We start from the raw sequence: 18,053 nt of genomic DNA on the forward strand, positions 1-18,053 counted from the left end.
TAATCTCCTCTATCGGACATATTTTAACAGAAGCTCTTCAGCATGTCTGAGAGAAGCCTCACTTAATTCGTCTCCGGCCAGCATTCTTGCTATTTCTTCAAGCCTCGCCTTGCCTGAAACAGCTGCTGCCGAGGTTTTGGTAGTTTGCCCTATCGTATTCTTTTCTATCTTAATGTGATTATCGGCATGAGATGCGATTACCGCAAGGTGAGTAATACAAAGAATTTGCTTTTTTTTCGACAGCTTTTTCATATGGGAAGCTACATTTACCGCAACTTCTCCGCCGATGCCGGTATCGATTTCATCAAATATTAAGGTGTCCGCTTCATCTCCTTCTGCAAGTACCGTTTTTAAGGCAAGCATAACTCGAGAAAGCTCTCCCCCCGATGCAATCTTTGCAAGAGGCCGCAATGGTTCCCCGGCATTGGGGCTTATCATAAATTCGATATCGTCAAACCCGTAAGGATTTGCCGAGAGCTTGTTCCCTTCAGGGAGCCGAGTGTCCACTCTAACTTGGAATTTGGTTTTCGGCATTCCTAAATTGGAAAGAACTTCTTCAACCTCCTTTTGGAGTTTTGAAGATGCCTCTTTGCGTTTTTCGGATAGGATTCTTCCCAGTTTTAAAAGCTTTGACTGCAAAATTCCTATTTTCTGTTCGAGCTCCGATTTTCCGGCTTCCCGTTTGGAAAGACTCTCAAGCTGTTCTTCGGCATTTTGAGCATAGTTTAAGACATCGTGTATTGTTGCCCCGTATTTTTTTGTCAACTTATATATTAAAGAAAGTCTTTCCTGTACTTGTTCCACCCTTTCAGGATTAAAGATCAATTTTGAAAGATAAGAATCTATCGAAGAGCTTATATCGTCCAATTCGTAATAGCCGGTTTCAAGCCTTTTTGAAAGGTCTTCAAGCCCCTCATCACAATTTTTGGCGGTTTCAAGGTTATGCATTGCTTTTTTTGTAAGACTGATTATTCCCGATTCATCGGAAAAAAGCTGAGATGCTGTGTTTAAGGCTTCGAAAAGTTTTTCAAATTGGTTTAATCTTTTTTCTTCAGCTTCCAGTTCTTCTTTTTCGTCTTCTTTTAATTTTGCTTTTGTTATTTCGTCGATGGCAAACTGCAAAAGCTCTTGTTTTTCGGCAAGTTCTTTTTCGGAAAGGTTTAAGTTTTCAAGCTCTGTTCTTTTTTCGGCAAGTTCGGCATAAAGAGAGGTAAACATTTTCACTTCGTTGTTTATGCCTGCAAAGCTGTCCAAAAAACGGCGGTGTTCTACAATTCTAAAAAGAGACTGATGATCGTGTTGGCCGTGGATATCCACCAAAAGAGAGGTGAAGTCTTCAAGTTCGTTCCTTGTTACCGGTGTGCTTTGTATCCAAGCATTGGATCGGCCGTTTTGTTTTAAATTGCGGCGGATAAGAATACGGCTGTTTTCGGGCTCAATTCCGTGATCTGCAAGCCATTTTAAGGCCTCGCTGTGTTCATTCCCGATAAAAAAACTTCCCGATACGGCTGCCTCATCGGTACCTGAACGGATTAAATCTGTCGAGGTTTTTCCTCCGAGGAGGAACGTTAAGGAGCCGATTAATATCGACTTACCGGCCCCCGTTTCACCGCTTAAAACATTTAAGCCGTTTTCGAATTCTACAAAGAGACTGTCTATTAGAGCTATGTTTTTTACCGATATATTTTCAAGCATTTACTTTCCTTAAATTTCAACATTTTCAAGTATAGACCAAAATGCAGCAAATTTCAAGTAGGACGTAACAAAGTACAGATGTCAAAGTGAGAATGCTTAAAATTGGGCTTCGGGATGTTCTTTATGGATGTATTCCGCCCAGTCGTGATCGGCTCCGGCTATATGTTCAACAAGCCACCTGCCCAAAAAATCGTAAAATTGAAGTCCCGTTTCGATATTGCCGGAGGCTAAAGGCACAATCGCTTCTCTTATTTTTTTTATAAAAGATTTATGTATTTCTGCATGTTCTTTTAAATAGGGATACCCATACTCTTTCATTACTTTTTCTTCTTCTTCAAAGTGATAATAGGTATAGTCGGATAAATTCTTCAGTATTTTACCGATTTTTAGTTTGTATTCTTCTTGAGGCAAGTCGAACAAATCTTTAAACTGCCCCATGATGGTTAAAAGTTTTTTATGATGTAAATCTATTGTATTATACCCTACGCTTAATGAGTCTTCCCACTCAAAACCTTTAATTTCACTCATAAGACTATTTTAACTTATTATCAAAAAAAGTCAAGGGAAGGAGCGGGGTGCACAAGGGCTCAAGGGACTGAAAAATCAAAATTAAAATAAACTTGACAAGTAATAAAAAATATATTACCATATGGATATGGAATATACAGTAGTTATGCCTAAAAAATTGGATAAAATAATCAGGCTTATGCCTGAAAAAGCTCAAGATGTTCTGCATAATCTAATTTTAGACATAAAAAAATCAGGTCCCGTACAGCCTAAAATCATAACTACTGTAAATTGAGTGCAAATACCTATCACTGCCATTTACTTTATAAATGGGTAGCGGTATGGAGATGCGAAAAAAATAAACTCATAGTGGAGGTCGAATATGTTGGCAGTCGTGAAAATGCCCCATACTAGTTTTACCGTATCGGGCGATATTCCTGAAAATATTTTAAGTATATTAAAAACTTACTATAAGAAACATCTTATACTTGAAGACGATAAAACTGAATATGTTGAAGCTTCAACGATGGACTGGTATAAAGAAGCCGAAAAAAGACAAACCCCTGCTAAGACTTTGCGTTTTTATCGAACACTTAATAAACTTACTCAAGTACAATTGGCCGAAAAACTAGGTGTTACAAAACAGTTCATCTCCAACATGGAAACAGGACAAAAGCCTATAAGCCGCAAAACCGCCTATTTGCTTTCTGAAATCTTCGGTATAGACGCAGGGCGGTTTATATAGATGATTTTCTTTTCACTATGACTTACCATAATTTCTTCAAATAACATATTTGTCTATGCTCCTTTATTGTTAAAGATTCTAATTTATTCATCAATCCTATAAACCATATCGCCGGTATTCCAAATATACATAGCGGCTGACACAGGCTCTTTTCCTTCTTCCCAAAGCCAGCCTGTATATGTTGTGTTATAGCCGAAGTATCCTTCCGTTAAAATTTCAAACTCCATGCCGGAAAAATTTTCAATATACTCTTTTAACCCGATGGCTTTCCCGGAAAAATCTCCTTCATAAACAATTTTGTCGAATATCCAAACACTACATTCATCTAAGTCGCTGACGTAAAATACGACATCTCCGGAATATTTTTTTTCTCCATTTTCGGTATACTGAAATAATTTATCTATCTTTAATGTCAATATGTCGTCATTAAAGATGATTTTCTTTATTTTACTATCATGCAGGCTAAAAGGAATATTACTGCTTCTATCATGTATAAAATCCATCATTAATATATTTACCTCTAAATTCTAACTTGTCAATTTTTCGTCCATCCCATTATATCATTTTTCCCACATTCTGTCATTCAATCAAGTTTCGACACCTTTTTTCCTCGATCTTGAAAAAAAACGATTAATATGCTAAAATACCGCACAATGTTTGACCGATTAGAACCATTATTGCCTAAAATTAACTTATTTTTAAAAAATGTTGGGGAAGCCTTTACTCTTGAAGATCTTAAAAATTTTATCGGTCTAAAAAATTTTGATGATTCTACTTTGGGTATTTTTTTAATTTCCTTGTCGCTCGCGTATTTTTTTCCTGATCCCGATTCGGATGACGGGGTATGGATTAGCAAGCACGGATTTTTTACCGGCAAGAAATTTTGTGTGCAAATTTCGGATACGGAAAATGAAATGAAAATTTTTATCCCCGGCTCGCGGTTTTTACCCTTTTTGCCGGCAGATAAATATGCTCATGAGTCAAAGCTTTTTTATGAGGGAAAAGAAATCCCCAAACGCAGGGTGTATTTGAGCTTTGATAGAATTTTTTCCTTTTATTTTTTATATACCGAAAGCGATCTTTCCAATATTTTATGTGAAGACTATGAAGAAAATGTAGAGACCTTTTCCCGTTTACATGATAGTTTTAATCCCGAAGCCCGTTTTGCCGTAACTGCTTGGGATTTCTCGGCCGTTTTTGATGAATGTAATTTCGATTATCCTATGCGTTTTTTTGTGCATATCAAGGATTGGGCAAATGCGGAATTTGAAATCTTAAAAGAAAGCCATGAGCTTTTAGAAGATGATATTTCGAATTGGTTCAGTCTATTTGAAACGGCCGTCCGCTCTTCCTTAAAGATATTACCTATGGACTCGACAACTCAAGAGATTCTTTCCTTTGCTTTCTTTTTGGCTGAAGATGCTCTTTTTAATGAAAATGCAGCGCCGATGGAATTGTTTTTTGAACGTAAGGATGTATTCGGTGTTATGCCTTACGGTATCGAAGAAAAATTTGGAGTTTTAGATGAACCGATAGCCTGTCCCAACAGCTGGTTTTATTATCCTTATAACGAAAGTAAAGAGGACAATTTTTTTAATTCTATAAACAGGCCTGTTACGGAGGCCGTTATAGATTGCTTTGTTCTGGATTTTTTATCTTCACATTATGTGGCCCGCTTTGATGATGAGGTAAAAGGACTTTTTATAAAAGAATCTTTAGACTTCTTTATTCCGGAGTTTATAAATAACTATAAAACCGTATCTTCAAAGTGTAAAACTTATTTGGAGATGCATTACGATTATTGGGTTAACCTATATAATCCATTTAAGGACGATGGTTCAAAAGATTTACGCGCAGACTTGGTAGACTTTTATAAAAATCTTGTTCTGTTTTTTAATGAGCTTGATGAACGTAAATTAAAAACATCGGACTTTGATGGTCAATCAGCCTTAATAATTTATCAAATTTTTGACAAGATTTTTCAGTGGAGCGAATTCGTTTCTTCTATGTCTCCGGAAGATTCTAATTTTATTGAAGTAATGTCTATGTCTCTTGAAAATCTGTCTTATGTATATACTGATGTGAAGGTCGAAATCAGAAATAAAATATCGGCTCTCACCTAAAAATAATCTTGGAGGTTTTTTATGAAAAACGAACTGGAAGCTATTGCTCTTTCAATCAGAAGTCTTTCGATGGACGCAATCGAAAAAGCCAACTCAGGGCATCCGGGGCTGCCTTTGGGAGCTGCCGAATTGGGTGCTGCCCTGTATGCTAAAATCTTAAAACACAATCCTAAAAATCCGGATTGGAAAGACAGGGACCGCTTTGTGCTTTCTGCAGGCCACGGTTCGATGCTTTTGTATTCAGCCTTACATATTTCAGGCTACGATGTTTCAATCGAAGATATAAAAAGTTTTAGGCAGCTCGGCTCCAAATGTCCGGGGCATCCCGAATACGGCGACACTCCCGGTGTTGAAACTACCACAGGGCCCTTGGGTCAAGGAATTTCTACAGCCGTAGGTATGGCCATTGCCGAAAAAATGCTTGCCGCCCGCTTTAACACAGCCGAGCATAAAATAGTAGACCATTATACTTATGCCCTTGTAGGGGAGGGCTGTTTGATGGAGGGCGTTTCCTCCGAAAGCTCCAGTTTGGCAGGCCACTTAAAATTAGGAAAGCTCATTGTTTATTATGATGAAAATAAGATTACAATTGACGGTTCGACCGACTTAACATTTACCGAAAACATCGAAGAAAGGTACAAGGCCTACGGCTGGCAGGTATTGCGCGGTTCGATGTACTCCTTTGAAGATATTGAACGCCTGACTCTTGAAGCTAAAAAAGATGAAAGGCCGACTCTTATTATCTTAAAGTCCGTTATAGGTCAGGGGGCTCCGACGGTTGCAGGCAAAAACAAGGCACACGGCGCTCCCTTAGGAAAAGACGGCATTGCCGAAGCCAAGAAAAATCTTTTACTCGAAGGAAAAGGCGATTTCTATGTTGCAGAAGAAGCTTATGCTTTCTTTAAAAAGAGAAATGAAGAGCTGGCTCTTGCTGAAGCCGAATGGAATAAAACCTTTGAAGTCTGGTCAAAAGCCAATCCCGAAAAAAGAAAAGAATGGGATCTTTCCTTTGCCCAAGGCGGAGCTGATGAAGCCCTTGTAAAATCTGTAAAGCTCCCTGAGTTCAAAAAAGATGAGAGTCTTGCAACCCGTGCCGCTTCAAAAAAGGCCTTAAACGAGTTTGCAAAAGTCCTTCCCAATCTTGTCGGAGGTTCTGCCGACTTGGAAGGCCCCAATGCCGTAGGCTTGGACGGAATTTCAGCCTTTTCTCATCAAAATCCTTCGGGAAGATATATTTATTTCGGTATCAGGGAATTTGCAATGGGGACAATCACAAACGGTATTCAGCTTCACGGAGGTTTTAGGGCATTTTGTGCGACCTTCTTGGTCTTTGCCGATTATTTACGCCCGGCTCTCCGCCTTGCTGCCCTTATGAAGCTTCCTTCAATCTATGTATTTACCCATGATTCAATCTTTGTAGGGGAGGACGGCCCCACCCATCAGCCCATAGAACTTTTAGCCTCATTGCGGGCTATTCCGAATGTTCTTGTTTTACGCCCTGCCGATGCGGAGGAAACAGGGGAAGCATGGAAGCAGGCTCTCTTACACAAGGACGGCCCCGTATGTTTAATCTTGAGCCGCCAAAATTTACCTGTCTTGGAAAAGAGCGATCTTTTTTGGAGGGAATCGATTAAAAACGGTGCATACATTGTAAAGGATGTAGAGGCTTCGGCCTCAGGCTGTACGGTAGGCAAGCCGGATAGAACTCCTGACGTAACGGTCTTGGCTACGGGCTCCGAGGTAAGTATGGCAGTAAAGGCTGCAAGTCTTGTAAAGGATAAAAAGGTCAGAGTTGTCTCCGTTATGTCGAAAGAAAGGTTTGAAAACTCGCCTAAGGATTTTAAACATGGAGTTTTGGGCGGATGTAAAAAGCATATCCGTGTTGTTACCGCCGAGGCTGGAGTCGCCCAAGGCTGGGAAGGCTGGACAGGTTGTAAGTGCGATAATTTTTCGATTGAGGGTTTCGGCACCTCAGCCCCCGGAGCCAAGGTCGCAGAACACCTAGGCTTTACGTCAGAAAACTTGGCAAAGCTGATAGAGAAAAATTAATAATTTTATTTGAACTTTAAGCCCAATTTGGAGGTATTATAAAGATGAAGCAAAAGATGAGTAAGTTTTTAACGGACAGTAAACCTGTCTTAAAAAAACTGATAGAAGAGCTTTCTAAAGAATTTGAATATGTTTCGATTTTGGGGAGTGACTCAAAGGGAAAATCTTATTCGGTACGTAAAACGGCTGTTTCGGTTGGGGATTCTTTTTCGACCGAAAGAGGTTTTGTCTTGCGGGTTTATAACGGTCTGGGATATTCGGAATATTCTTTCGATGTAATTGATGCCGAAAATATCAAAAAAGAAATCAGGCGTATTGCTAAAACCGATATCGAGTTTTTAAAATCGAAAAACCTTGAAAGAATTAAGTATCCTGTAATCGAGGAAGAATCTTTAACAAAAAGTTTTTATGCCGAAGTAAAAGAAAGTTTTGATTCGATGAATGACGAGCAAAAAATAAAAAGGCTTGAATCCGTAATGAAAAAGGGATTTGACTATTGTCCAGAAATGATAGATTTTCAGGTCAGGTATGAAGAGGTTTCCGTTTGTAAAATCTTCCTTTCACAAAAAAAAGATTTGGAGCAGGCTTATGCTTATGCAATTTCTTATCTTAGTCCGTATTTAAAAAAGGGAGAATCCGTAAAATACAGCTTCCAAGACTTTTCGGGAAACTGCGGTATGGAAATTTTACACAAGGTTGAAGACAATATCAAAAAAAGCATTGATGCTACAAAGGAACTTTTGGATGCCGAAAGGATTAAGCCCGGAGTTTACGATATTATCTGTAAGCAAAATGTTACGGGCCTTATAGCCCATGAAGCTTTCGGCCATGGGGTCGAGATGGATATGTTCGTTAAAAACCGCGCAAAGGCTAAGGAGTTTATCGGCAAGAAGGTTGCTTCCGAAATTACCGATATGCACGACGGGGCTGCCGCTGCGGAGCAGGTTTCTTCCTATCTTTTTGATGATGAAGGAGTCTTGGCTCAAGATACGCAGATTATCGAAAAAGGAATTTTAAAGCGGGGAATCTGCGATACCCTTTCGGCCTTGAGCTTAGGTATAAAGCCCACAGGCAACGGAAAACGGGAATCCTTTGAGCGCAAGGCCTACACCCGAATGACCAACACCTTTTTCAGTACAAAAAATTCTTCCCTCGATGAAATGATAAAGTCCGTAGATTTTGGCTATCTTTTGGACGGCTATTTTAGCGGAATGGAAGATCCTAAAAACTGGGGTATTCAATGTGCCGTCGAAAAGGGATACGAAATAAAGGACGGAAAACTTACAGGTAAAATAGTCGGCCCGATTTTTTTAACCGGCTATGTTCCCGAGCTCCTTTCCTCTATTTCTATGATTTCAGGCGAAGAAGACTTTGAACTGGAAGGCTCCGGTTTTTGCGGAAAGGGTTATAAAGAATATGTAAGAACCTCTGCAGGAGGCGGATATATTAAGGCACGCGGGAGACTTGGATAATGAAAGATAAGATAATTTCTATTTTAAAGAATAAAAAAAACATAGACGGATACAGGCTTGTTCTTACAAAGATAAGATCGGGCGAGATGTTTTTGGTAAGGGATAAAATGGATATGAACCGTGCAAAAAATGTTCTTCATACCTCGCTCACGGTTTATAAAGATTTTGAAGAGGCCGGAAAAAAATACAGAGGTTCTGCCGATGCAAGCCTTTCGCCCACAATGGACGAAGAGGAAATAAACAAAAAAATTGAAGAGGCTGCCTTTGCCGCCCAATTTGTTAAAAACGAATGGTATCCTCTTAGCCGTCCCTCTTCCGAAAAGCCCTTTAGTCTTTCTTCTTCATTCGATACCGAAAACTTAAATGAAGAATTGGTCAAGATTCAAAAAGCAATTTATAAAAAGCGGGATACGAAGGCCGAAATCAACTCTACCGAAATCTTTATCGACAACATGGAAGTCCAAATAGTAAACTCCGAAGGCGTGGATGTTCGGTTTAAAAAATACAAGGGCTATATCGAAGTTATAACCGATTGTTCTATCGGTAAAGAAGAAGTTGAAATTTACGGGGATAATTCTTTTTCGACTGAAAGTGAAAAGCTCATAGACAATATGGTTTCGGAGCAATTAAAGGAAACTGAAGAAAGGGCTCTCGCCGAAAAAGCCAAGCACCTTAAATCGGTCAATGTAATAATCACAAATACGGCAGCCGCTTCTTTTTTTGACTTTTATATTTCGCAAGCCTCCGCTTCGATGGTTTATACAAAGTCTTCCGCTGCTAAGTTGGGAGAAAACTTTCAAGGAAGCGGGGTAAAAGGAGACAAGGTTAACATCAAGCTCGTTCCCAATATGGCGGGCTCTCCTTATTCCGCTCCCTACGACGGGGATGGTCTTCTTTTAAAAGAGCATGAGCTTTATAAGGACGGCATCGTAAAAACTTACCACGGCTCTATAAAGTTTGCTCATTACTTAAATGTAGAACCTACGGGCAATATAATAAATTTTGAAGTCGGTGCAGGAGCTAAAACGGAAGCCGACCTAAAAAAAGAGCCCTATGTCGAAATATTAACCTTTTCCGATTTTTTTCAGGATGAGGTAACCGGAGACTTCGGCGGCGAGTTTAGGCTTGCCCGCTATTTTGACGGAAAGGCTCTGCACATAATAAATAACGGCTCAATTTCAGGAAACATGTTTGATGCCCAAAAAGAATTTTACTTTTCAAAGGAAAGGGTGCAGCATTCAAACTATCTAGGTCCTAAAAGCATTATGATTCCGAATATGGAAGTATTGGGGGATTAGTGCCAGCCGAAAGTTTTATTCGTGCGGAGGCTTGTTGATTTAAGACAATAGAAAGTCAGTGAGGAAAGAGATATTTCCTTGTTGACTTTCTTATTATGGACGGAGAAACTATGTCGATATTTAAGTTAATACTGTCTAAGAAAAAAGAATTATTAATAATTACGCTCTTTATGATACTGGCCCAGCTATTGTCGCAAGGAATTCCCACCTTAATAAAATTTATTTCGGATAATTTTCTTGATAGTCCGCCGTTAATAATTTTAGCTTTGGCGGGAGGCTTGACAACAGCCGGATTTGTCCAATATTTTTCGGATTATTTGGCGGATAAATATTATTGGAAATTTACAAACGGTATCGGTTTGGAATTGTTAAAAGAATTTTTAATGATAGTGATGAACAGTAAAACTTTAGTGTTTTCTAAAATGAGTCCTGACGAGCTATCAAGGATGGCAACAAGCGATATTCAACAATTAAAAGAAGCTGTAATTAAGCAGTATTTTATATCTATAAGTACTGTCATTAAAGTGCTGACCTTATTATTGTTTGTTTTGTTATTGGATTATAAATTGGGCTTGATAACAATTCTTTGGTATATAATTTTTTATTGTGTAAGTAAAAAACTTGTAGATAAAATAAGCAAGGATAGAATAAATGAAAGAGCTAATTATACGGAGGTAATGGCTTTAGCGAAAGATGCCGTATATGGAAATTTCGATTTAAAATATTACGCTTCCTATAACGGCTTTTTTAAACATTTGGAAAAAATCAATAAAAAATATATTTCGTCTCATATTTCTCTTATGCTGACCAGCTCTCAATCCCGTTATTTACAATATATCGGCAATTTTACAAGTATCGCTATTATTATCTGCTATAAAACTTTTATTTCGCCTGATGTAAGTACAGGTACCATATTGGCAATGTATATGTATTCTATGAACTACGCTGCCGTCTTTAATAGTATTTTAACATTAAGAACTTATTCAAAAGATGTTAAAGCCTTAAAAAAACCTGTAGAGGATTTTTTTAAACTGGCAAAGGAAAAAGAAAATGCTGCTTCTATTATTTGCAAAGAAATAAATAATATAAAGCTCAAAAACTTGAGTGTTTCTTATGATGATAAAAATATATTCAGCAGTTTTAATTGTGAATTTACAAAACATAATGTTTATTTAATAAACGGTAAAAGCGGAGCAGGAAAGACAAGTTTAATCAATGCGCTTTTGGGAGAAATCGATTATAAAGGTTCTATTCTTTTTAATGATGTGCAGTTTGAAAATATCGATAGAAATTCGTTAAAAGAAAAAATAGGAATTATTCATCAAAATATATATTTAATCGGCGGAACAGTCAAAGAAAATATTTTATTGTTTAATGATAGGTACTCTGATGCCGAGCTTGAGACGGCAGCAAAAATTGCGGGTATTAAAGATTTAACACAGCACATAGGTACAAGTGAAATTGATAAGGTTTCAGGAGGAGAGAGAAAGCGGATTGCTTTGGCCCGTCTGATGCTGAACATTGCGGAAAAGGATTTAATTATTTTAGATGAAACATTTGCTAATTTGGATATAAATTCTATTCACTCAATTTTAACCCAAGTCCTTAATAAATCTAAGGATAAGATTTTAATTATCATATCACATGATGAAGCGGTACAAAAATTTCTTAGTGGCAATACAGATTTAAGGATATTAAAAATTGGAAGTGAATAAAGGAATTCTTAAAAATTAAGGATTGATATTATATTCAAATTGATTTATAGTACATACAATGACCGATAATCGGAGGGAGCCGGTTTAAGGTCGGGTTATTGGGAGGCTTATAATGGAAAAAGGAATTTTTATCGGAGTAGGAGAGAGCAGGGTAGAGCTTCTACCTAATCGTGCAAATAGGCACGGCCTCATTGCGGGGGCTACGGGAACAGGAAAGACTATTACCTTAAAGGTAATTGCAGAGGCCTTTAGCGACATGGGTGTCCCCGTTTTTTTGCCCGATGTAAAGGGAGACTTATGCAGCTTTGCCGAAAAGGGCGAGGCTAATCAAAAAATAAACGAAAGACTTGGCCTTTTAGGTCTTTCCGAATTCGAGTTTAAATCCTATCCTATACGCCTTTGGAGTATCTTAAAAGAAACCGGCCATCCGATACGCACTACCATATCTGAGATGGGGCCCCTTCTTCTATCCAAACTTTTAAATTTAAACGAGGTTCAAGCAGGTGTTCTCAACATTGCCTTTAGAGTAGCAGATGAAGATGGATTACTCCTTTTGGATATAAAAGACCTAAAATCAATCTTGGTTTATATAGGTGAAAACAGCAAAGACTTAAAGCTTAAATACGGTAATATTTCCGACTCTTCAATAGGAGCAATTCAACGGGCTCTCCTCATTTTGGAAGGAGAGGGGGCCGATAACTTTTTTGCAGAGCCTGCCTTGGATATTGCCGATTTTTTTAAACTTACCTCGGACGGAAGGGGCTATATAAACATTTTAAATTCTACGAGCCTCTATCAAAGGCCTAATCTTTATTCGACATTTTTGCTTTGGTTTTTGTCCGAGCTCTATGAAAACCTCCCTGAAGCCGGAGACACGGAAAAACCGAAAATCGTTTTCTTTTTTGATGAAGCTCATCTTCTTTTTAATAATTTATCTTCAGTCCTCATCGAAAAGATAGAGACCATGATCAGGCTTATCCGTTCAAAGGGTGTTGCAGTTTTTTTTGTTACGCAAAATCCTGCCGATTTGCCTGAAAGTATTTTAAGCCAGTTGGGAAATAAATTTCAACATGCTCTCAGGGCATTTACTCCCAAGGACCAAAAGGCTATAAAGCTTTCGGCCGAAACCTTCAGAGCTAATCCTAAATTCGATACGGCTAAGGTCCTTACCGAACTTAAAACGGGTGAAGCCCTTGTTTCCCTCTTACAGGAAGACGGAAGTCCATCTGTAAGTCAAAGGGTTCTGATAGCTCCCCCTAAGAGTAAGATAGGAACCGTAGGAGAGGCAAAACTTAAAGCTATTGTTGAAGAGTCTCCCCTTCTTTATAAGTACAAGGATATAATCGACAGAGAATCCGCCTATGAAATTCTTACGGACCGGTTTGAAGAAAAGAAGCTTGTTGCCGAAAGAGAACTTGAAGAAAAACGTCTTACCAAGGAGGCTGCTGCAAAGGCAAAAGAAGAGGCGGCCTTAATCAGGGCCGAGAATGCCCGAATACGGGCAGAAAATGCAAGGTGCCGTTTGGAAGAGAGTCAAAATAAAAAACAAAGAAGCGAAGCCGGGAGGCTGGGCCGTGTCTTGGTTGACAGCATGACCCGCACGGTAGGCAGAGAAATTACCCGCGGAGTTTTCGGCTCGATAAAAAAGATGTTTAAGTAGGTTAAGGCTAAAAGGTGTTTAAAAAAACTAAAAGAAAACTCTTTTATTTTTTTTGCTTTATATTTTTTTTTGCTTTTATCAAGTCTTGTGTCTTTGATGTAAAGAAGGTTTCAGGCCCTTCTATGGAGCCTTCTTTAAAGGACGGGGACTGTGTATTTATTTTTAAGTTTGCCTACGGTATAAAACATCCTTTAAATAATAAGTATATTTTTCGTTGGGCAAGGCCTAAAAGCGGCGATATAATCGTGTACCGAAAAGACGGGCATTTTACCATAAAAAGATGTTTAGGTATTTCGGAAGAACCTATAGAATTTTCTAAAAAATTAGGGTACAATTACGATTATTCGATGAAGGTTTCCGGAAAAAATATACCCTTGACGGCTATACAATTCCGCAATTTAGGCGGTATGTCCGATAAAGAAAAGGTGCGGGTTCCGGCGGGCTATGTTTTAGCCTTGGGAGATAATCTAAAAGAGTCTCATGATTCCCGCGATTACGGTTTTGTCCTCGTTGACGGTATTTACGGTAAGGTTTTTATATGGAAGAAGTAGATAGTTTTATTTCAAAACCTAGGTTTTGGTTTTTTATAAGTCTTGTAATTATTTTTGTTGTTTTGCTTATACTCCAATTTGCAAAGTACATGATAATGAAAGAACCTATAGTGATTACGCCTAAGGTTTCGACTGAAAGGGGGACTATATATGACAGAAATAAAAAAATCCTTGCAGTTCAGACAACTATCTATAATCTTTATGCCGATAAAACCCTTATGAAAAATCCTGCCGAGGCGGCGAAGGTCTTGGCCCCTGTTTTAATGCAAAATGAATCCGATCTCTTGGAAAAAATTCAAGATTCCAAATCCAATTTTTTATATTTAAAAAAAAGAATGAGCGAAAGTGAAAGGGATTTGGTTAAAAACGTTATAGATGAAAATAAATTAAGCGGTATTAGGTTTGAGTCTGTGTTTAACCGCACCTATCCCGAAAATACCTTAGCCTCTACAGTCGTAGGTTTTTTAGGTGATGACGGCAGGGGTAAAACAGGCGTAGAATATTCTCTTCAAAATATTCTCTCTCCCCCTCCTGAAACAAAGGGCTATACTGGCAAAGGCTACGACGTTTATCTCAGTATAGACGGAAACATTCAATACATGCTCGAAAAAATTATATCGAAAACGATGGAAGAAACAAAGGCTCAATCTGCCGTTTTTCTTGCAGTTGATGCAAAGACCGGAGAGGTCCTCGCCTATGTGAACTCTCCTTCTGCCTCCCTTGCAAACTTTATCGAAAGCACTCCTGAACAGCGCCTTGATCGTCCTGCAAACTATGTTTATGAGCCGGGGTCGGTTTTTAAGATATTTTCTATGGCCGCCTTTTTGGAATTGGGCACTACTAAGGACGGGCAGGTATACGACTGCAATGCTCTTTTTGAATTTAACAGACCCAATGTAAAACCCATTACCTGTTTAAAGACTCATGGCAGGGTAAGCCCGCGGGATATAATCCGCCTTTCGTGTAACGATGCAACTGCCCAGATTGCCGATATTACCGAAAAAAATGCTTTTTATGAAAAGATTAAACTCTTCGGTTTCGGCTCCAAAACCAATATAGAGCTTCCGGGAGAGTCGGCCGGTCTTCTTGCTCCTCCTCAAAACTGGTCTATACGTACAAAGCACACAATCGCTATAGGACAGGAAATAGGAGTTTCAGCATTGCAGCTGGTTGAAGCTGCAACGGCATTCACCAATAAGGGTTACACTTTGAGGCTTTCTCTTATTTCGAAGGTTGCCGACAAGGAAGGAAACATCGTCTACCTTCATAAGCCCTCGGTTTTAAACAAGGTTATATCCGAAAAAAATGCCGATCTGCTTTTAAGCTATATGAGAACGGGCTCCATAGAGGGTATAGCTTGGAGGGCTTCTATCAACGGAGTTCCCATTGCCGTAAAAACCGGAACAGCTCAGATGGCAAATGAGAAAGGCGGGGGCTACAGTAAGACCGATTTTATTTCAAGCTGTATAGGAATTTTTCCGGCAGATGACCCAAAGATTATTTTGTATACGGCAGTCATAAAACCTGTCGGACAAATATACGGCTCCGTTATTGCGGCTCCCGTAATTTCCGAGGCCTCGAACGAAATTATAGATTATCTCGGACTTGCAAGAGAAAACGCTCCTACCGTTGAACACACCGGGCGGATTCCCATAAGCGAAAATAAACCTGTCGTTTTAAAAGATAAGATGCCCGACTTAACGGGCGTTCCTAAAAAACTTTTGCTTGAGCTTCTTTTACAAAAAGACTTTTCGGTAAAAATTACAGGTGACGGATATGTCGTCTCTCAAACTCCTCCGCCCGGAACACCTCTTAAAAAAGGAATGAAAATTGAGCTCAATCTCGAATAAAGAAAGCGCCGGTAATCGTGAAATTTTGTATAAGAACCTTTTTTATAATGCGGAACTTTTTACCTGCCGTTTTCCTGAGCTCTCTGCGGCCTTAGGCCTTGACTCAGAAATCGGTATTAAACAATTTGCCGAAAGAATTCCTGAAAGCTATTATCTTGAAGAAGCAAAATTAAAAGAAACAGATAAAAAGATTTTTACTGCACGCATAAACGGAAAATACCTTCATTCAAAATATAATCCTATAAGCGAGGCCGAAAAAAATATTTCTCTTGATTTTTTTGAAGATAAAAAGGCTAAAAGCTCTTGTGTTTTTTGCGGCCTTGGTTTGGGTTATGCTCAAGAGCTTTATGCAAAAAAATATCCTAAATCTTCGTTGATTATAATCGAGCCCGACCTCTTTGTTTTTTTTCTTTTTTTACAAAGCCGTCCATTGGATGATTTTTTTATGCACGAAAATCTGATTCTTCTTTTAGGTCTTTATCCGAAAGATGTGTTGGATTTTTTTGAAAGCAAATCTTTTTTTGATACTCCGATTTTTAAAATTCAGTCCTTGATTGATGTAAGTTCTTCTTGGTTTTCAGAGTTTGAGGCCTTAAAAAAACGAAGGAATGAAAAAACAAATTTAAACAAAAATACCTTAAAAAAATTCGGAAAACTTTGGCTTAAAAATTTTTTAAAAAATATAAAACAAACCGAAGGTCTTTTTGGCATCAATAAAATAGAAAACATTTTTGCTTCTTGTCCTGCTTTGATAATTGCTGCCGGCCCCGGCTTAGATGACACGATAAATCTTGTAAAAGAAAATGAAGATAAGTTTATAATCATTGCGGCAGATACGGCTGTAAGGGCTTGTCATAGGCATGGCCTAAAACCCGACTTTATTCTTTTAATGGATGCTCAATATTGGAACTATCTTCATCTTTCAGACCTCGACATTTCGGATTCGATTCTTATTACCGAATCTTCCGTATATCCGGCCGTTTTCCGTCTTAAAACAAGAGCCAAGTTTTTATGCACTTCCATGTTTCCCCTTGCTCAATATATAGAAAAACTTATAGGCGAAAAGGGTAAACTTGTTACCGGCGGTTCCGTTGCAACAGCTTGCTGGGATTTTGCAAGAATTTTAGGCTGTTCTGAAATTATTTTTGCAGGCCTCGATTTAGCCTTTCCCGATTTTCAAACCCACTTTAAGGGAAGCCGATTTGAAGAAGATGTGAACGCTTTTTCAAACCGGTTTTTTCCTTCGGAAACAGCTTCGCATCTAAGCCTTTATTCCGCCTCGCCCCAATTAAAAGAAGGCTATGAGGGAAAGGTTTTAAGCGACAAGAGAATGCAGATGTATGCGTGGTGGTTTGAAAGTAAGATTGCCGAGTTCCCCGATATTAAAACTTATAACCTTTTACCGCGGGGATTAAAGATTCCGAATATGCCGGCCCTAAGTATGGAAGAGTTTTTACTTAAAGCAAAAGCTTCGCCTCTTTCAAAAAAAATAAAAATCGAAAAGATGAGTGCCTTATTTAACTTGTCTTCTTATAAAAAAGAAGGTAGCTTTAGTTCTCCAAACCTTTCCTCTGCCTTAAAAGAATTAAGTACCGATTTGGAAAAAACCATGAAGCTTGCAAGGGAGGGTATGGATATATGTCTGAACCTCTTAGACTCTTTAAAAACCGGAAAGCCTCTTGAAGATTCTATCATAAAAAAAGTATGGAAAACTTAAACCTTATCGACGAAAAAATAAAAACCGATAAGACCAATACCATAATAGGTTTTGATCTCTTGCTTGATGGAGATGAAAACAAGCCTCTTAAGAGCAAATCTTTTATCTCCGTATATGAAGAAAATTTTTTAATATACAAAAAGATATACGAAACCTGTGCCTTAATTTATCCTTTAAAAATCAAAAGATAGATGATTCCGTTATGGACAGAGTGAAGCACTATAACGCAAAGAGCCGCTTTTATACTTGCTATTGTTATGCTGCATTTTGTAGAGGCTTTTTTTTGTATAAGGACATATAATACTCTAAAAATTATTCCTGCGGCCGCAGCATAAAGCACATTAAAGGGACCTAAATAACGGTGAGCCAGAGCAAAAAAAATGACCGGAAGAATTTCATAGACGGCAAAGGCCGATTTAAAACTTTCAGGATTTTCTCCGTAAAAGCTTTTTATTCTATACGGTAAATATATTCGGTATAGAATTTCTTCATAGGCTGCAAAAAAAACTATTTTTGATATAAAGACTAAAACATAAAAAAAGCCTTCTGGCTGAGGCGGCGGGGTAAAATCCCTCTTATTTAACATCGGAGGAAGGACAAAAATGGTGAAAATGAAGATAAATTCAAGTAAAAACCTTAGAGTCTTCTTATCAAAATGCATAATTTATGGT

General features: G+C 38.4%; 16 protein-coding genes. 12 read left to right on the top strand and 4 right to left on the bottom strand.

Annotation, left to right across the window (positions count from 1 at the left end; genetic code table 11):
* Positions 1–9 precede the first annotated feature (9 nt).
* Both recN and TDE_RS06240 read right to left on the bottom strand, forming a co-directional pair.
* The gene (gene recN / locus TDE_RS06235; protein WP_002678799.1) at positions 10–1,695 is read right to left on the bottom strand and encodes a DNA repair protein RecN; all 1,686 of its coding nucleotides are present in this window, start codon (positions 1,693–1,695) and stop codon (positions 10–12) included.
* Positions 1,696–1,791: 96 nt separating this feature from the next.
* Entirely contained in the window at positions 1,792–2,223 is a 432-nt protein-coding gene (locus TDE_RS06240) for a hemerythrin family protein (RefSeq protein WP_002671531.1), read from the bottom strand.
* 127 nt (positions 2,224–2,350) lie between these two features.
* Between TDE_RS06240 and TDE_RS13265 the strand changes: the two genes are divergently transcribed.
* Together TDE_RS13265 and TDE_RS06250 are read left to right on the top strand one after the other, a co-directional pair.
* Positions 2,351–2,497, top strand: a complete 147-nt coding sequence (locus TDE_RS13265) for a hypothetical protein (RefSeq protein WP_164920584.1) — start codon at positions 2,351–2,353, stop codon at positions 2,495–2,497.
* Between the two features lie 87 nt (positions 2,498–2,584).
* Positions 2,585–2,947, top strand: a complete 363-nt coding sequence (locus TDE_RS06250) for a helix-turn-helix domain-containing protein (RefSeq protein ID WP_002678826.1) — start codon at positions 2,585–2,587, stop codon at positions 2,945–2,947.
* Between the two features lie 83 nt (positions 2,948–3,030).
* On the opposite strand, the gene TDE_RS06255 is transcribed toward TDE_RS06250, so the two are convergent.
* Positions 3,031–3,453, bottom strand: a complete 423-nt coding sequence (locus TDE_RS06255) for a hypothetical protein (protein ID WP_002678829.1) — start codon at positions 3,451–3,453, stop codon at positions 3,031–3,033.
* Between the two features lie 129 nt (positions 3,454–3,582).
* On the opposite strand from TDE_RS06255, the gene TDE_RS06260 reads away from it, so the two are divergent.
* The 10 genes from TDE_RS06260 to TDE_RS13270 all read left to right on the top strand — a co-directional run bounded on the left by TDE_RS06260 (position 3,583) and on the right by TDE_RS13270 (position 17,573).
* On the top strand, positions 3,583–5,070 hold the full coding sequence (locus tag TDE_RS06260; RefSeq protein WP_002678830.1) for a hypothetical protein: 1,488 nt from the start codon (positions 3,583–3,585) through the stop codon (positions 5,068–5,070).
* A gap of 21 nt (positions 5,071–5,091) precedes the next feature.
* Positions 5,092–7,119: a transketolase gene (gene tkt / locus TDE_RS06265; protein ID WP_002678841.1), complete on the top strand. Its 2,028-nt coding sequence runs from the start codon at positions 5,092–5,094 to the stop codon at positions 7,117–7,119.
* A gap of 44 nt (positions 7,120–7,163) precedes the next feature.
* On the top strand, positions 7,164–8,591 hold the full coding sequence (locus TDE_RS06270; protein ID WP_002678842.1) for a TldD/PmbA family protein: 1,428 nt from the start codon (positions 7,164–7,166) through the stop codon (positions 8,589–8,591).
* The gene (locus tag TDE_RS06275; RefSeq protein ID WP_002678843.1) at positions 8,591–9,889 is read left to right on the top strand and encodes a metallopeptidase TldD-related protein; all 1,299 of its coding nucleotides are present in this window, start codon (positions 8,591–8,593) and stop codon (positions 9,887–9,889) included. Before TDE_RS06270 ends, TDE_RS06275 begins: the two co-directional genes overlap by 1 nt.
* A 110-nt stretch (positions 9,890–9,999) precedes the next feature.
* Positions 10,000–11,604 (top strand): ATP-binding cassette domain-containing protein, encoded by a 1,605-nt coding sequence (locus TDE_RS06280; protein WP_002678844.1) that lies wholly within the window; start codon positions 10,000–10,002, stop codon positions 11,602–11,604.
* 112 nt (positions 11,605–11,716) lie between these two features.
* Complete coding sequence (locus TDE_RS06285; protein ID WP_002678845.1) at positions 11,717–13,264, top strand: helicase HerA-like domain-containing protein; 1,548 nt, start codon at positions 11,717–11,719, stop codon at positions 13,262–13,264.
* A 14-nt stretch (positions 13,265–13,278) separates the two neighbouring features.
* Positions 13,279–13,815, top strand: coding sequence for a signal peptidase I (gene lepB / locus TDE_RS06290; protein WP_010956947.1), 537 nt, complete (start codon positions 13,279–13,281; stop codon positions 13,813–13,815).
* Positions 13,803–15,665, top strand: a complete 1,863-nt coding sequence (locus TDE_RS06295; RefSeq protein ID WP_002678847.1) for a penicillin-binding protein — start codon at positions 13,803–13,805, stop codon at positions 15,663–15,665. The genes lepB and TDE_RS06295 overlap by 13 nt, the downstream gene beginning before the upstream one ends.
* Complete coding sequence (locus TDE_RS06300) at positions 15,646–17,382, top strand: motility associated factor glycosyltransferase family protein (protein WP_002678848.1); 1,737 nt, start codon at positions 15,646–15,648, stop codon at positions 17,380–17,382. The genes TDE_RS06295 and TDE_RS06300 overlap by 20 nt, the downstream gene beginning before the upstream one ends.
* On the top strand, positions 17,370–17,573 hold the full coding sequence (locus TDE_RS13270; RefSeq protein WP_002678849.1) for a hypothetical protein: 204 nt from the start codon (positions 17,370–17,372) through the stop codon (positions 17,571–17,573). The genes TDE_RS06300 and TDE_RS13270 overlap by 13 nt, the downstream gene beginning before the upstream one ends.
* On the opposite strand, the gene TDE_RS06305 is transcribed toward TDE_RS13270, so the two are convergent.
* Positions 17,549–18,043: a CPBP family intramembrane glutamic endopeptidase gene (locus TDE_RS06305; protein WP_002678850.1), complete on the bottom strand. Its 495-nt coding sequence runs from the start codon at positions 18,041–18,043 to the stop codon at positions 17,549–17,551. The genes TDE_RS13270 and TDE_RS06305 overlap by 25 nt on opposite strands.
* Positions 18,044–18,053 lie beyond the last annotated feature (10 nt).

It is taken from the genome of Treponema denticola ATCC 35405, assembly GCF_000008185.1.
Classification (GTDB): domain Bacteria; phylum Spirochaetota; class Spirochaetia; order Treponematales; family Treponemataceae; genus Treponema_B; species Treponema_B denticola.

Coding starts and splice junctions, on each gene's coding strand:
- recN (WP_002678799.1), bottom strand. CDS start 1,695: ATGCTTGAAAATATATCGGTAAAAAACATAGCTCTAATAGACAGTCTC.
- TDE_RS06255 (WP_002678829.1), bottom strand. CDS start 3,453: ATGATGGATTTTATACATGATAGAAGCAGTAATATTCCTTTTAGCCTG.
- TDE_RS13270 (WP_002678849.1), top strand. CDS start 17,370: ATGGAAAACTTAAACCTTATCGACGAAAAAATAAAAACCGATAAGACC.
- TDE_RS06275 (WP_002678843.1), top strand. CDS start 8,591: ATGAAAGATAAGATAATTTCTATTTTAAAGAATAAAAAAAACATAGAC.
- TDE_RS06270 (WP_002678842.1), top strand. CDS start 7,164: ATGAAGCAAAAGATGAGTAAGTTTTTAACGGACAGTAAACCTGTCTTA.
- TDE_RS06285 (WP_002678845.1), top strand. CDS start 11,717: ATGGAAAAAGGAATTTTTATCGGAGTAGGAGAGAGCAGGGTAGAGCTT.
- TDE_RS13265 (WP_164920584.1), top strand. CDS start 2,351: ATGGAATATACAGTAGTTATGCCTAAAAAATTGGATAAAATAATCAGG.
- TDE_RS06295 (WP_002678847.1), top strand. CDS start 13,803: ATGGAAGAAGTAGATAGTTTTATTTCAAAACCTAGGTTTTGGTTTTTT.
- TDE_RS06280 (WP_002678844.1), top strand. CDS start 10,000: ATGTCGATATTTAAGTTAATACTGTCTAAGAAAAAAGAATTATTAATA.
- TDE_RS06240 (WP_002671531.1), bottom strand. CDS start 2,223: ATGAGTGAAATTAAAGGTTTTGAGTGGGAAGACTCATTAAGCGTAGGG.
- TDE_RS06250 (WP_002678826.1), top strand. CDS start 2,585: ATGTTGGCAGTCGTGAAAATGCCCCATACTAGTTTTACCGTATCGGGC.
- tkt (WP_002678841.1), top strand. CDS start 5,092: ATGAAAAACGAACTGGAAGCTATTGCTCTTTCAATCAGAAGTCTTTCG.
- TDE_RS06305 (WP_002678850.1), bottom strand. CDS start 18,043: ATGCATTTTGATAAGAAGACTCTAAGGTTTTTACTTGAATTTATCTTC.
- TDE_RS06260 (WP_002678830.1), top strand. CDS start 3,583: ATGCTAAAATACCGCACAATGTTTGACCGATTAGAACCATTATTGCCT.